This window comes from Sulfurospirillum diekertiae, from assembly GCF_002309535.1.
GTDB lineage: Bacteria > Campylobacterota > Campylobacteria > Campylobacterales > Sulfurospirillaceae > Sulfurospirillum > Sulfurospirillum diekertiae.
The window spans coordinates 2,210,312-2,225,169 of the sequence record NZ_CP023275.1; the positions used below are offsets into that span (position 1 = coordinate 2,210,312).

At 38.8% G+C, this 14,858-nt stretch carries 16 protein-coding genes and 1 tRNA gene; 4 read left to right on the forward strand and 13 right to left on the reverse strand.

The features are described from left to right. Positions 1-16 precede the first annotated feature (16 nt). From acpP to gpmI, 3 genes are all read right to left on the reverse strand, one after another. Positions 17-247 (reverse strand): acyl carrier protein, encoded by a 231-nt coding sequence (acpP, locus tag SJPD1_RS11315; protein ID WP_025345613.1) that lies wholly within the window; start codon positions 245-247, stop codon positions 17-19. 78 nt (positions 248-325) lie between these two features. Next, positions 326-1,069: a 3-oxoacyl-ACP reductase FabG gene (gene fabG / locus SJPD1_RS11320; RefSeq protein WP_096047258.1), complete on the reverse strand. Its 744-nt coding sequence runs from the start codon at positions 1,067-1,069 to the stop codon at positions 326-328. A gap of 44 nt (positions 1,070-1,113) precedes the next feature. After that, positions 1,114-2,604 (reverse strand): 2,3-bisphosphoglycerate-independent phosphoglycerate mutase, encoded by a 1,491-nt coding sequence (gene gpmI, locus SJPD1_RS11325; RefSeq protein WP_096047259.1) that lies wholly within the window; start codon positions 2,602-2,604, stop codon positions 1,114-1,116. A gap of 91 nt (positions 2,605-2,695) precedes the next feature. Here gpmI and mraY point away from each other — a divergent pair, with 91 nt between their 5' ends. The 3 genes from mraY to SJPD1_RS11340 all read left to right on the forward strand — a co-directional run bounded on the left by mraY (position 2,696) and on the right by SJPD1_RS11340 (position 5,078). Then, a complete protein-coding gene (mraY, locus tag SJPD1_RS11330; protein WP_096047260.1) occupies positions 2,696-3,760 on the forward strand; it encodes a phospho-N-acetylmuramoyl-pentapeptide-transferase in 1,065 nt (354 codons plus the stop codon). After that, complete coding sequence (gene murD, locus SJPD1_RS11335; protein WP_096047847.1) at positions 3,757-4,950, forward strand: UDP-N-acetylmuramoyl-L-alanine--D-glutamate ligase; 1,194 nt, start codon at positions 3,757-3,759, stop codon at positions 4,948-4,950. The genes mraY and murD overlap by 4 nt, the downstream gene beginning before the upstream one ends. Before the next feature lie 52 nt (positions 4,951-5,002). Continuing rightward, positions 5,003-5,078: transfer RNA gene (locus SJPD1_RS11340), tRNA-Phe, on the forward strand. Positions 5,079-5,473: 395 nt separating this feature from the next. Here the strand turns inward: SJPD1_RS11340 and SJPD1_RS11345 are convergent. Together SJPD1_RS11345 and SJPD1_RS11350 are read right to left on the reverse strand one after the other, a co-directional pair. After that, positions 5,474-5,677, reverse strand: coding sequence for a hypothetical protein (locus SJPD1_RS11345; RefSeq protein ID WP_096047261.1), 204 nt, complete (start codon positions 5,675-5,677; stop codon positions 5,474-5,476). A gap of 39 nt (positions 5,678-5,716) precedes the next feature. Beyond that, on the reverse strand, positions 5,717-6,784 hold the full coding sequence (locus SJPD1_RS11350) for a type I restriction endonuclease (protein WP_096047262.1): 1,068 nt from the start codon (positions 6,782-6,784) through the stop codon (positions 5,717-5,719). Between the two features lie 98 nt (positions 6,785-6,882). Here SJPD1_RS11350 and SJPD1_RS11355 point away from each other — a divergent pair, with 98 nt between their 5' ends. Continuing rightward, complete coding sequence (locus tag SJPD1_RS11355; RefSeq protein ID WP_096047263.1) at positions 6,883-7,146, forward strand: helix-turn-helix domain-containing protein; 264 nt, start codon at positions 6,883-6,885, stop codon at positions 7,144-7,146. A gap of 3 nt (positions 7,147-7,149) precedes the next feature. On the opposite strand, the gene SJPD1_RS11360 is transcribed toward SJPD1_RS11355, so the two are convergent. The 8 genes from SJPD1_RS11360 to SJPD1_RS11400 form a co-directional block, all read right to left on the reverse strand. Next, positions 7,150-7,491: a hypothetical protein gene (locus SJPD1_RS11360; protein WP_096047264.1), complete on the reverse strand. Its 342-nt coding sequence runs from the start codon at positions 7,489-7,491 to the stop codon at positions 7,150-7,152. Then, a complete protein-coding gene (locus SJPD1_RS11365) occupies positions 7,478-7,891 on the reverse strand; it encodes a helix-turn-helix domain-containing protein (protein ID WP_096047265.1) in 414 nt (137 codons plus the stop codon). Before SJPD1_RS11365 ends, SJPD1_RS11360 begins: the two co-directional genes overlap by 14 nt. An 86-nt stretch (positions 7,892-7,977) precedes the next feature. Next, complete coding sequence (locus tag SJPD1_RS11370) at positions 7,978-8,706, reverse strand: hypothetical protein (protein WP_096047266.1); 729 nt, start codon at positions 8,704-8,706, stop codon at positions 7,978-7,980. Further along, entirely contained in the window at positions 8,699-9,016 is a 318-nt protein-coding gene (locus SJPD1_RS11375) for a hypothetical protein (RefSeq protein WP_096047267.1), read from the reverse strand. Before SJPD1_RS11375 ends, SJPD1_RS11370 begins: the two co-directional genes overlap by 8 nt. After that, positions 9,009-9,224: a helix-turn-helix domain-containing protein gene (locus SJPD1_RS11380; protein ID WP_096047268.1), complete on the reverse strand. Its 216-nt coding sequence runs from the start codon at positions 9,222-9,224 to the stop codon at positions 9,009-9,011. The genes SJPD1_RS11375 and SJPD1_RS11380 overlap by 8 nt, the downstream gene beginning before the upstream one ends. A 105-nt stretch (positions 9,225-9,329) precedes the next feature. Next, on the reverse strand, positions 9,330-9,881 hold the full coding sequence (locus SJPD1_RS11385) for a hypothetical protein (protein WP_096047269.1): 552 nt from the start codon (positions 9,879-9,881) through the stop codon (positions 9,330-9,332). Beyond that, positions 9,881-10,984 carry a tyrosine-type recombinase/integrase gene (locus tag SJPD1_RS11390; protein ID WP_096047270.1) on the reverse strand — a complete coding sequence of 368 codons (1,104 nt, stop codon included), beginning with the start codon at positions 10,982-10,984 and terminating at the stop codon, positions 9,881-9,883. The genes SJPD1_RS11385 and SJPD1_RS11390 overlap by 1 nt, the downstream gene beginning before the upstream one ends. Before the next feature lie 850 nt (positions 10,985-11,834). Beyond that, on the reverse strand, positions 11,835-14,858 hold the full coding sequence (locus SJPD1_RS11400; RefSeq protein ID WP_096047271.1) for a molybdopterin dinucleotide binding domain-containing protein: 3,024 nt from the start codon (positions 14,856-14,858) through the stop codon (positions 11,835-11,837).

A 14,858-nucleotide genomic window follows, 5' to 3' on the forward strand; every position in this document is an offset into this window, starting at 1 on the left:
TGTATGTGTTATAAAATTATTTATGTGCTTCAATGTAAGACATAGCATCTTTTACAGTGACGATTTTCTCAGCGTCAGTGTCAGGAATTTCAATGTCGAATTTCTCTTCGAGTGCCATAACGAGTTCTACAACATCCAAAGAATCTGCGCCCAAATCTTCTACGAATTTTGAATCTTCTTTTACCTCGTCAGGATTTACATTTAATTGTTCAACAACCACCGCTTTTACATCATCAAATAGTGCCATTTACTAGCTCCTTTAAAAAATTTCCACTATTTTATCAAAAAAACCTTTAATTTGAATTTGTTACATGTAAACTCCCGTTTACATGTACATACCGCCATTCACTTTCAAGACTTCACCTGTAATGTAGCTTGCGCTATCGCTGAGTAAAAATGCAACTGCTTCTGCGATGTCTTTTGGACTACCGAAGCGTTTGAGTGGGATTTTAGACGTATAACTCTCTTTGATTTCATCACTGAGTTTATCCGTCATCTCTGTGGCAATAAAACCAGGCGTGACCGCATTAAAACGTACATCTCTCGCACTACCCTCTTGAGCAAAGCTTTTCGTCATTGCAATCAAACCACCTTTGCTTGCACTGTAATTCACTTGCCCTGCATTGCCTGTTTCACCAACAATCGAAGCAATGTTAACCACACAGCCAAAACGTTTTTTACTCATCGCCTTAAGTGCTTCACGACAACCAATGAATGCGGATGTCAGGTTAATATCGATCACAGATGTAAAATCCTCTTTTTTCATACGAATCGCAAGTTTGTCATTCGTAATACCTGCGTTATTGACCAAATAAGAGAGTTCACCATCGCTATCCACAATCGTTTTAATGCCTTCCACAAACGCCTCTTCATCAGCTACATCAAAACCAATCACAGCTGCAATTCCACCATTTGCTTCAATCTCTGCTTTGATGGCATCGGCTGACTCAGGACGCGAACGGTAATTAATCCACACTTTCAAACCATAACTTGCGAGTGTCACTGCAATCTCTTTACCTATACCACTTGCCGCACCTGTGATTAAAACATTTTTTCCGCTAAATTTCATTCTTTTCCTTTTACATGTAATTCATTATTGACCCAAAGTGGGTACTAAAATACAACTAACGGCTGGTCCATTTCTAAGGGAATTTCTAAGCCCATCAGTTTTAAAATAGTTGGCGCGATATTATTGAGTCCACCTTTTTGCACCTGTTGTACCCGTTCATCCATCACAAAACCATACACTTCAAAGGTTGTATGGTTCGTCAGTTTAGCGCCTTTTGTGTCAAACATCTGTTCGCAGTTTCCATGATCGCTCGTAAGCACAATGGCATAACCCAACTTTTTGGCCTTATCAAACAATCTACCAAGCTGTACATCCACCGCTTCCACGGCTTGAATGGCAGCCTCTAAACTTCCTGTGTGTCCTACCATATCGCCATTAGCAAAATTGACAACGATAAAATCATACTGCTCATCCATCGCTGTCAAAACAACATCCCCAACTTCAGGAGCACTCATCTGAGGCTGAAGGTCATAGGTTTTTACCTTTGGACTTGGTACAAGCAGTCTCGTCTCACCCACTTTTGGCTCTTCAATTCCACCATTAAAGAAGAAGGTAACGTGCGCGTACTTCTCCGTCTCTGCGGTATGAAATTGGGTAAGACCAGAACGTGAAATGACATCGCACAGCGTATTTTGTGGCGCATCGGCTTGAAACATAATGGGGAATGGATAACTACTGTCATACTCAGTCATCGTAATACATTCAACACCGTTGAGCGTGCGTGAAAATTCTCCAAACTCTTTAAATCCAATGGCGCGCGCGAGCTCACGCATACGATCATTCCTAAAGTTAGCAAAGATGACACCATCATCGGCATGCATGCCTGCATAAGGCTCAAATGCCATCGGTTCGACAAATTCGTCGGTAACGCCTTTATCGTACATACTTTGCAAATACTCTTTTACATGTAAAGCTTCTTTTGGCTTCGCGTCAACCATAACACGATACCCTTCTTTCACACGCTCCCACCTATTGTCACGATCCATACTAAAGAAACGACCAGATATAGAAGCGATGCTAATATTTTCATTGCAAATGCTTAAAAGTTGTTCTAAAAAACTCATCCCTGAGGTTGGGGAGACATCACGGCCATCGGTAATGACATGCAGGTAAACTTTTTTTCCTTGTGCTTCCACAATCTTTGCAAGATCAATGATATGCTCAATATGCGAATGCACCCCACCATCGCTCACAAGCCCTATGATATGGATCGCACCCTTTACATGTAAAAGCTGCGTTAAGGCTGGATTAGTAGCCAGAGAGCCATCTTTGGCAGCTAGAGAGATTTTCACCAAGTTCTGATACAAAATACGCCCACTTCCGATACACATATGCCCTACTTCGCTATTGCCCATTTGTCCCTCAGGAAGACCAACACTCAGTCCTGAAGTTGCTATAAGAGTGTAAGGAACCTCGCTAAAAAGCTTATCGTAGGTTGGTTTATGTGCCATGGCAAAGGCATTGGCAGTTTGACTGACATTGTGTCCAATGCCATCGGTAATAATAAGTAATGTTTTCGTAACGTTTGGTTTCAAAATCACACCCTTTGTTATAAGCTTATAAGCAATATCTTACTAAAATGTTGCTTTTATAAAAATTTATCTCTAGAAGCTGGAAATAACATTCATGCTATATGCTCTTTACAAACTTACCTCAATTAACCTGTTCCAATATATTACTGTTCGTGCAGGTATTGCCTTCTTTTTAGCCTTTATTTTGACGATTTACCTGATGCCGAAATTCATCAAATGGGCCAAATCACGCAACGCAAACCAACCTATCTATTCACTCGCCCCTGAATCTCACCAAAAAAAGTCTAAAACACCCACCATGGGAGGCATCGTCTTTTTGTGTGCCGCAACCCTTTCTGTATTAATCTGTGCACGAATGAACAATCTTTTTGTTCTTTTAGGACTGGCATGTATTTTACTTTTTGGGCTTATTGGGATGAAAGATGATCTCGCTAAAATTTTGGGCAAAAGTAACACCGCAGGTCTCACACCACGTGGAAAACTTGGTTTGCAAATTTTAGCCTCTTCTATTATTGCTTTGCTGTTATACCTTATCGTTGATCTAGATACGACCTTTTTTGTTCCCTTTTACAAGTTCCCACTGTTTGATATGCACCTTTTAGCCCTTGCCTTTTGGGTTTTGGTCATGGTTTCAGCCAGTAATGCCGTCAACCTCACGGATGGTCTTGATGGTTTGGCAACCGTTCCTGCCATTCTTTCGATTCTTTCACTTGCCGTGTTTGTTTATGTCGGTGGTAACGCCTTTTTAAGCAGCTACTTACTCCTTCCAAAAGTTGGCGGTAGTGGTGAAGTGGTTATTGTAGCAACGGCTGTTATGGGCTCACTTGTGGGCTTTTTATGGTTTAACTGCTATCCAGCACAAATCTTTATGGGCGATAGTGGAAGCCTTAGCATTGGCGCATTTATCGGCTATATGGCGATTATTTCTAAAAACGAAATTTTATTGCTCTTTATTGGTTTTGTTTTTGTACTTGAAACTGCTTCGGTTATTTTACAAGTGGGAAGTTTCAAAACGCGCAAAAAACGTATCTTCCTTATGGCGCCGATCCATCACCACTTTGAGGTGAAAGGTTGGCCAGAAAACAAGATTATCGTGAGATTTTGGATTATCGCTCTCATGTCAAATCTTTTAGCACTTACGGCATTGAAAATCAGATGATAACACTCTTCGGACACGGAAAAACAACCAAAGCGATTGCAAAACGCTTTGCAGGGCAATGTCAAATTTTTGACGATAACTTTACATGTAAAGCGACAGACGCGTTTGGTAACCTTTTGTTACCTCCTTCAAAATTTGATCCTAACGCGAGTAGCGTCGAGATCCCAAGCCCTGGTTTTCCAGCGCATCACCCTTTAATCCAAAAAGCGCTTCACGTGACCAGTGAATACGACTTTTTTAAAGAATCCATGCCTTTTAGTATTTGGATTAGCGGAACGAACGGAAAAACAACTACAACGCAAATGTGTGAATTTCTCCTTCAAAAACAAGGAGCGCAAGCGGGCGGCAATATCGGCACACCTTTAGCAGAGCTTAGTAATCAGGCACCAATTTGGGTGCTTGAGACCAGTTCGTTTACCTTTCACTACACCAAAGTGACAGCTCCTGATATTTACTTGCTCCTTCCTATTAAACCTGATCACATTACGTGGCATGGAAGTATGCAAGCGTATATCGAAGCCAAACTTTCACCCCTTGCGCGGATGCGTGAAGGCAGTGTTGCAATTCTTCCTAAAGCGTATGCTAACGTTCAAACACTCGCTCATGTAATCACTTATGAGACGGAAGAAGATTTGGCAGAGCAAATGGGTATAGACCTTTCAAAAATAAGCTTTAAAACGCCCTTCTTACTAGATGCAGTCCTTGCAATGAGTGCACAAAAAATTCTTTTAGACAGTGTCGATTATGATCTGCTCAATACGTTTAAAATCGATCATTATAAAATTGAAGAGTTTCATGACAAACAGGGTCGCCTTTGGGTGGATGACTCCAAAGGAACGAATGTTGATGCCACAATAGAAGCGCTCAAACGCTATAAAAACGACGAAATCCTCATTGTCTTAGGCGGTGATGACAAAGGCGTTGATTTGCAAGATTTGTTTGATTTTATGAAGCCTTTACATGTAAAGATTTTTGCGATTGGTTCCAACACTGAAAGACTGGCAACATTTGCACAAAAAGAAGGCATAGAACTTCATAAATGCTTCGTTTTGGAAGAGGCAATGAAACAGATCCATGCCGTTCATACCACCCAAACAGTCGCCCTACTCTCCCCTGCTGCGGCGAGTTTAGATCAGTTTAAATCCTACGCCCACAGAGGCGATCGTTTTAAAGAGCTAGCTTTAGCCTAGGGCTAAGCTGCTCTTAAAGTTTTTAAGCTATAATTTCAACTCTTCAAAGCGTGGCTGGATAGCTCAGTCGGTAGAGCAGGAGACTGAAAATCTCCGTGTCGGCGGTTCGATTCCGTCTCCAGCCACCACCTCATTCAAAACCCCATATTTTAGGCACTTTCAGCGTTTAAGTTTTCTTTGGGTGTCCTCCAGGGTGTCCTTTTTTAGTAAAAAATCATAAATAAATAGTTTTTACTCACTGTGTAAAATAAGACTTAATCACTTTTCAATAAGGTTAAAATTCTAAGCCAATAAAATAAAGCACTTTGATTGTTTTTTGATTGACTTATTTATTTAAAGCGATTTATCAATAATCTGCTTTTAAAAGGGTCGGCGGAAAATTTTGCTTAAGTAAGGGTGTCGCCATTTGGGTGTTACCTCTTAAATCTGTTACGCTGTCCAATGTAGGCATCGTGATTTAAGTATGCGTTAAATATTTCAAATAATAAAGATTTACTTAAATCCTGCCTTTTAGGGTTATTTGTTAAAAAAGAAGCATCCCTTTATCAAATGCTTCTTTCTCTTCGTCTGTAAATAGTTCATATTCATCATAAGGAATGTTAGTCTCTATGGCTTTTATGATATTATCTTCTACTAGTTGTGGGTCGTCCCAAAACATCCCTATAATATTTGGTTCTTTACCAAATTTTGCTTTGTGCTGTTTTCTTAACTCTTTTGTATTATTCACTTTACCCCGTTGATACTGATTTAATAGCTTATTTTTGTATTACTCTTTGCCTTGTTTTCTTTTTTCGGCTGAGTCTAAAAGTTCTTTTTTAAACTCATAAATACTGTCTATTGACTCCATAGGTATTCTTTGTTCTGCCCCTTTGGCATCAGGGAATGCAATCATTTTTTGTTTACCATTAAAATACAATCTACAAATCCATTTTGTTACTTTGCCTTGATACAAGATATTAAAATAATTTACAGTGTCTTTGAATGATACATTATGCACGCCAAGAACTTCACCCACGATTGATTTTACAATATAAAAGCCTTCAATTTCCTCATCTGTCGTTAATACTTGTTGTTTATCTTCAGTTATAGGGGTTTCTTCAATCTCTTTTGATTCACTTTTTGGAACTAATAAAGTGGATTGAATAGCCTGAATTTTTTCATTTGCCAAGTCTGTGAGTACGTCTGAAAAGGACTTTTTAATATGCCCTCTAAACTCTTCAATCGTCTGAGCTGTCATTCTTTTATCGGTTATTTTTTTAGCAAAGAAAATTACAAATTCATCCGAGGGGTTTTCAATTTCTGCACTAAAAATAGATTGTATCTCACGATAATATTTTTTAGCACTTGCCATTTGTAAAATGGAGTCGGTATCAACTAAATCTTTTGCAAACCTTGCAAGTTCTTTTATATCCCTATCTTTTATGTTTTCAAGATTGACAATCAAAAATGGGGATTTATCCATCTTGTTTTTTTCTTCAAGGTCTGAAAAAAATCTGTATTCAATGCCATTGGTTAAAATTGCAAACCTACTATCGGTTACATGAAAGTATCTCACTAATTGGTTATTGTGATTATCGAGCTTTTCAGCGTGGTTTTTTACCTCAATTATCATAATGGGCTTTCCATCATTCAAAATGGCATAATCAACTTTTTCGCCTTTTTTAGTGCCAATATCTGCCGTAAATTCAGGGACAACAACCGATGGGTCGAAAACATCATATCCAAGAGATGAAAGAAATGGCATAACAAAAGAGTGCTTTGTTGCTTCCTCTGTTTGTATTTTATCTCTCATTGTTTTTATGCGTTCGCTTAACTGTTTTATTTTCGCTTCCATGTGGATGTTCCTTTAATTGATAATACCACCTCATAGGGTGTTGTTATCGGTATCTTACATCAATATAATTGAAGCCAATATAAACCAATAGGGTGTTAATGAAATACATTGATGTGGATGAGGTAAAACTTCTTAATTTTTACAAAACGATTAGCAATAATGTAGTGAGAATTAGAAAAGAAAGAAACATCTCTCAATTAGAATTGGCAACATCTATCGGTTACACTTCATCCACTTTTTTGGGTAAAGCTGAGTTGCTATCTGAAAATAAACACTTTAATTTAGCACACCTTTACAAAATAGCACTTGCACTTGATATTGATATGAATGAATTTTTCAAAGATGTGGTAACGAAAAAATAAAATTTATGTTTTGATGTGTTTTGGCTTAAGTCTAATCTTTTTAAAAGTCTCTTTGGCTTCTTTGCGTGTGATTGTATCTTCATTGTTATTTTTTGATAACATCGTGCTGAGCTTCTTAATTTCTTTCAATGTCACGGCTAAAATTTCGGCTTTATTCTTTACTCTGATTTCATCTCTTAAAATCCTCATTGCATATAAACCAAGTGAAGCTGAATGATTAATAAGTGCTATTTGTGAGAGATTGCTTTTATCAATGGTTACAATCGTTCTAATCAATGGCTTAATCTGAGGTACGCCCTTAATCTGTTTTAACGCTCCAAGCGATTGTAAACTATTCAGCCTCACTGAGTTTGAGCCTTAAATGTTCTACATTCCCAAAATCGTCTGTTTGTTTTATTTTGGCATCAACTGAGATTTTTTTCTCTATGGCTTCAAGTTGAAAGAGTAGGCTATTTTTAATCGTAAAGAGGTCTTTAATGTTAGATGATGATAAATCAGCTTCAAGGATTGCATCGTCAATCTTGTTTAATTGCTTGAGTGTCATTTCATACTTTGTCTTTACGCTCCAACTATAAGCCTCTTTTATTTTTAAGAAGCTTTCAAATTGTAAATCTTTGATTTCATTCTCAAAAAGCTTACTCCATTGTATCAAAGTGGGCTTTGATGTTTTAAGCTCTTTTGCTATGACATCGTAGCTTAACCCCTCAGCCCGTAAGGTTAAAAATCTGTTTTGTTTATCTGTCATTTTGTGCCTCTTGTTTTAGCCTTTTTGAGTTTATCAGCATTAAGCAAAAGCGTATCATCTCCAATATTTGTATCATTTTAACCCTTTTATAGTGTGTTTAAAATTACTTTTACCTCATCAAAAGGTACAAATAACGCTCCAATCTTGCCCCGTGTTGTACACGTCAATTCTAAGCGATAAAGGGCATCTTTTAAGTGGTCTTTGGCTTGTTTGTCATAGTAGCATAGCTTTGTAATGTAGCTTAAGCCTTTGGGATTGTGTATGTATGATGTAGTAAAACACGGGTCTTTTATTCCAAAAGCTCTTAATAATGCCTCTAAATTTAAAGCGTTTGTGCTGTCTATGCAAATATCAAGCTCTATGACCTCCAAACGCTTTAAGAGGCTGTGGAGTTCTTCCAATGTGGCATTACTCAAAGGCTTGTTAGGTTGAGATAATCCAAAGATGGTAAGTTTGTACTTTGTGTAGTTACTTGATTGATTCAATGCGTGGGGCGTTTCAAGTAGGATATTTTTAAACCCCGTGTGCGTTATGATGTAAAATGCTGAGGTTATCTCTTTAGTAGCCTTTTTTCTTTTGGCGTGGGCTGAAATTTTAGAGTGACTTTGCACCTCTTTTTTAATCCAACCCGTTTGAGAGAGTATTCTTTCAATGGTACTTTTTAGAGGGGTTACTCTTATGCTATCTATGCCTAATCTCAAGGAACTTTTACCTACATTACGATAACCCCCATTTTGGGCATATTTTGCCAACTCTTCAAAATCAGCCCCAAGCCCCACTAACTCAAGGGGCGTGAGGGTTTTAGCCTCACACATTTTCACCCTCCAAAAGTTGTTTTTCGGTCGTGGAATGATTTTTGCTTATTTTCTTCTTTTTCGACTTGTTTATTTTTCTATAATCAAACTGTGGGTTTTTCTTCAAAAGTTTGTTTTTAACCCTGCTTACAGTTGATAAGACACTGTAAACAATATCAGATAACTGATCCGCTCTTTCTCCATTATGGAACTCTTGTACATATGCTTTCATGATAAGGGGATTACTTTTATCCCCACCGTACACTTTGGGATTAGATTTTATTTTCTCATATGCCCATACATAAATCTGATTTCTTGTAAACTTATCCATTGTTAGCCCCCATTTTATGAGACGCTATCCACTGATCTATTTCAGCCTTGTTATAACGGATAAACTTACCAATTTTGTAAAATGGTATTTTATTTTCCATTCGGTACTTAGCTTGAGTAGACTGCTTTATTTCTGAATGCTTTTCTAAGCCTTCAGGGCTTAACCACTGGATTAATTCGTTGGTTTCGTTGTGTTCGCTTTGCGTCATTTCTTTTCCTTTCGATTTATTTCGAAAGGGAGTTTCGCATTTACTCGGTTTTGCTTTGCGGTTAAGTGAGTATTGAGTAAAGAAGTAGGTTAAAAGTAGGGGGTTTTATTTTAAATAAAATGCCTTCTCTACGGCTTTAAATGAAATTTTTAACTCTTTTGATATTTTTGTAAAAATTTCTCGTTTTGTTTTTGTATCATCGTAGTATTTCGCAAATAATTGCTTTATCTTTAGATTAGGGTTGTATCCTCTTTGCTGTTTTTTATTGCACTTCTCTTGTTTGGTGCTCTTTATTTCTTGTTGCTCCTCATCTTCTTTAAAATAACCCTGTTCGTTTAGTTCCTCTTCATAATTATCAAGTATGTCATCTTCAAGGTATCCGTCTAAATCATTCAAATTAATATAATTAGCTTCTCTCAACTCTTCTTCAAATACCGACGTAATATCATGAATAATATCATCAGGGTAATTTTTTTTTAATTCTATTAGTATCTCATCTGTTGGGTGGTGGTGAATATTTACATATCCTAAATCTTCTAAATTATTTTCTAAAAAATACTGTGCGTCTTCTAAAAAATAGACTATTTCATTTTCTGTAAGCTCTGTAAAACGAGTTCCTAAAAAGATTTTATATTTACCATTTCCTAAATTAATCATTATTCCACCACCTCAGCGTCTATGATTTGCCCCATAGTTGCATTACCCTTTTTACTGCTATTGTGATAACTCAATGATAAATATTTGTTTATCGTTGTAGCGTCTCTATGCCCTAACATACCGCTGAGGGTTATCGCCTCAGTGCCTCGTTCTGCTAAAGCACTTACTAAAACATTTCGCATATAATGAAGCGTTAATTCGGGCATTTCTAAGTGCTTTTTGAGCTTGTTCATTTGTCCGTCTGTATTCTCTAACATTCGACCAGTGACGGGGCTTTTAAACACTAATCCAATGTGTGTATCGGGTATCTGTAACAATGCTTCTTTGATAAAGTGAGGTAACTCATACTTTTGTTTTTCGTTGTTTTTGGTATCTTCTATCCAATAGTAGTTATTATCTAAATCAATGTTTTCCCATTTGAGCTTTAATATCTCGCCTTTACGCCTACCAGTGAAGCCAAAGAGGAATAAAGCCCTATAAAAAGGCTGTGAGCTGTAATAGTCATTAATGCCCTCAAAAATGCGTTTAAACATTTCAGCCCCATTGATAACTATTTTCTTTGTGTTGTCTTTTTTCAGCACGATAAAACGTGTTGGATTGTCTCGTAATGCCTTGTTTTTAATGGCAAAATCAAAAAGGGGGCGTAATATCTCTAATGTGGTGTTTACTGTGCGTGTAGCCATTCCCTCAGCTTGTAAGTGCCTTATAATTGCCATTATGTGATGTTCTTGTATGCTATCAAGTTTCTTTTTGCCTAATGGATCTTTTAAGTAGCGTTTGTAAAAGCTCTCTTTGGTAAATGTCCAGCTTGTAGATTTATCGAGGGTTTGAAAATAAAGTTCCCATAATTCGTTCAGCTTCGTATTTGAAGTTATTTGAAGATTACCCGTGTTTGTTTCTATGCTTTTCCGATAATTAATCAGTAAAAGCTGTGCCTCTCTCTCGTACTCTTTTTTATTCCAGCCTGTGCGCTCTATAAGTGTTTCAATTTTTCGGTATCGTTTCTCATTTATCCTAAAATCAAATAAAAACTCTCTCATATTCTTTTTATTGACTTTGAGATTTTGAGCTACCGCTTTATAGTCTTTTGGATTAATAGCCATTTTTGGGTGTCCTTTTGGGTGTCCTCTTCTTATGAAAGATTATAAATCAAAAGGAATTAAAATAAAATTATAATATCGTATTTAAGGGCTTTCATACATCAATATAACGCTTAAGAAATGGTGTAGGGTTCGATTCCGTCTCCAGCCACCACTCCACACTCCACTAAAATCAATCAATCTTAAACACTCTCACAACAACGATAAAATCGAAACTTTAAAGTTAATTCTAATACTAATCAACTTAAAACACTCTCAATGTATCTTACATCTTTAGCTACACAAGTAGTTACACTGCTAAAAAACTGTAACTATAAAGAGAGGTAATCCACCTTGTCAAGCGAAGCGCAGAAGTCGTCAGTTATAATGTAAGAAAGTTGCGAATTGAAACTTAAACCACCTCTGAATTTTGACTGTTTTGGTTTGAAGATTTAGCTTCAAACTTATAGATTTCTGAGTGTAAAACTCCTGTTTGTTTCTTCTCTTTGGGTGGAGCGTATGGAGTAAGAGCTTTTCCTGATGGAGAGCTCAGTGCAGAAAATGGTTATATTGCAGGATTATAGTTCTTTTACGCTCCTCCAAGTTATGAGAGTATTACCCCAAAAGTGAGCACTTTTGGAGATACAGGTTATGTCAAAATGGAAAATTCCACAGGAATAACAGAGCCACGTCATCTTTCCGACACGGGACTTGGCTATCAAGCCAGTTAAAGAGTTCTTTACTAAAGCACAACTTGCTCGTGTTGTAGGAGGCTCAAAAGTTGAAAGTGAACCAAGCTATCAAAATAAATTTTACTTCAACTAAGATGGGTTTACTAAAAACCCATCTTTTCTTCTTTTACATGTAAATGCTTTTATAGCTTCTCTATTCTCACAGGTATCGCTTGTCTTGCGTTAGAACCGACCACAAAATCACTCAATGTGGCAATGTTAAGGCGAGAGGCATCGCTGAGCCCTAATGTATTAATATTGATTCCGCTTCGTCTGGCGATTCTGCCCTCTTTTTTGACACCATCAATCTGTACACTTAAGCCTCCTTCTCCAATTCTGCCACCACCATGTTCAATGCCGATGGAACGAGGATGCAACCCTTCACGAATGCGGCAAATGCCCTGCACTTTTCCTTCGCTTGAACTTACCACCACATGATCTCCATGTGCGATGCCGTACTGTTTTGCTGTCGTTGTGCTCAGGTCAACAAACGTGGTATAACGTGTATCACGCAATGCTTCGACAGACGCAGAGTAGGAAGAGAGTACATTGGATTTATAGCTAAAAGCTAAAAGATTAAACTCTTTAGAGTCCATATCAATCTTCGCTCCCGTGTAAAATCGAGGCATATAATAACGTGGAACGCCACTGTAAGATTCACCGCTAAGAGAATTAAATCCTGTTCCTAACGTTTGATTGTAAATGGCAATCGGTTTTTTGTAAGCATTGCTCATTTTGTTACCTTCGTAAGCACTTACTTTATCGGCAAAACGTCCGCCCCTGCTCATCACATATGCGACTCTTCGCCAGTTATCTGTACAGATACGCTGTAACATAGGAAGGTATTCGCCAAGTCCTGCAAGAGCGATTTCATCATCGCTTGCTTCAGGTGCAGGAGTCGCTCCATCCATCGCAACGTTTTCAAAAGCGCGTAAGTAAAAATCTTCAGGCTTATCAAAATCAAACTTTGCAGTCGTACCATTAATCGCATTTTTACCAAAACCAGCCAATCCCAACGCTTTTCCAAGCTCAATCATAAAGCTATCCATGCTAATAGGCTCGCCATTGGCAAATGTCGCATTGGGCGATTTTAAAATGGGGTAGCGAACATGCGTTGTTTTGGTCAAATGCCCTGCCCAAGGAGCCAACACACCCCATGTCTCATACAACACCGAATCGGGCACAATATAATCTGCGTAGCGACTGGTCTCATTGATAAACGGATCAATTGCAACAAAAAGAGGAATCGCCTTGGCAGGGTCTTTCAGTAGTGGCAAAAGATGCTCGCTTCCGCTTTGACCATACACAAAATTTGCATTCCAGCTAATCAGCGCTCCTAGCTTATACGGGTACGCATTGGCACTGCTGTTAATAACCTCTGACTCGATCGCAGGGCTAAAAGGAAACCACGCATCTTTGGCAGGGTAAGGATTTTGCCCTTGTTCCACTTTACGCTTATACTCACTGGTTTTTTCATACGCCATTCTCGCTCTATCAATACGCACACCAAAAGGTTTTTGCTTACCGGCATAGGCTAAAAGGTTGTAACATGAACCATTAAAGTCTTTGAATTTTCCACCACCGACACTCATACCGCCTTTATGATTGAGATTGCCCACGAGGGCTCCTAGCATCATAATGGCATAGGTCGTGTAAAATCCTGTCGAGTGCATCGTTCCACCGTGACAATCCACCCCAACACTTCTACCATACGAGGTAAACTCACGCGCAAGTTCTAGAATCGTTTTTTCATCCACGCCACTCTCTTTGGCATAAAAATCAAGGGAGTGCTCAAACGCCGCTTCCTTTAGCAACACAAACGAACTTTTTACCGTGTATTTCACGCCTTCTAGGCTTACGTCACCTTCATATAAAATGTCCGCTTCTAAAACATTGGCAGCATTTTTTAGCAATCCATCTGCTTTGTCAATCACATAAGCCGCCTTGGCATCATCCACCAAAATCTCACCTTTTTTCGCTCCATCCATAATGACAAGATGCGATGCATTGGTAAAGCTAACCTCGTTCAATGTTTTTTGCGCAACATCACTGGGGATTGCAAGATACGCTTTTAAGTAGCGTTCTTCGTCAATAATCACACGAATCATTCCCATCACCAACGCCAAATCGCCACTGGGTTTGATCGGCAACCATCGTGATCTTTCCCCTACGGCAATCGAATCGCTGTTCGTTAAGATAGGTGTGACGATCACATAACGAAGCGCTCCGCCGGTGCGGCTTTTGGCAAGCAGTTTGGCTTGGCGTTTAAACGGATTACCGGCTTGTGCAGGAGCCGTTCCAATGCTTAGTAAAAATTCACAATGCTCAAAATCGGGCTTCATATGCGGCGAAGTAGCAAAATCATCCAGATACGCCGCTTCTCCTGCACGCATTGAAAGCCCACAGATAGAGGTGTGCCCCATAAAGTTAACGGTTCCAAAACTTTGAACAAAACGATGCACCATGTAGTTCTGGCGACCCTCATCTGCCGTTCCTAAAACACAGAGTTTATTGGCAATAGGGCCGTAGTCTGGGTTTTGCGCATCGATGAGCGTTTTGGTGTCTGCCAAAGCTTTAAGCCCTTGAACCTCACCCTCGCCAAAGAGATTGCCCCCTTCGCTGATCTCTTTAATGAGCTGTTCAATAGAGATACTCGCCCACTTATCTTCCCCTCTCTTGCCCACACGTTTGAGTGGTGTTGTGACACGGAATGGATCTTTGAGTTTTTCATAGACGAGATTACCGCGTGAACATGCCGTTGAGCGCATCTCTAGGCCACTCTCTTTAAAGCCTGATGTTGCTTTAAAACTCTCTATAAGAGGTGTTTTATAGGGTAGCCACGGATCACTGGAGAGTAAACTGTAGGGATTACCAAAGACACGTACCACTTCACCACTTTTTGCATCAATTTTGACGCGTACGGAACAAAATGTCGTACAGCCATTGCAGACGCTAGGTTTAACAACGTAGTCATTTGAAAAGGCTATCTTTCCCTCTTTTTGAATAATTTCAGTCAATGGCGCATTACCGTAGATCGAATCTTTAGCTTTTTCACCTCTTCGCTGCATCGTGATGGCTTTGCCCAGTGTCTCATGGTAACCGCCCACCGCTGCGCTTCCTGCAACGATGCTTGTCCCGATCAAAAAATTTCTGCGTGATTTTTCCAT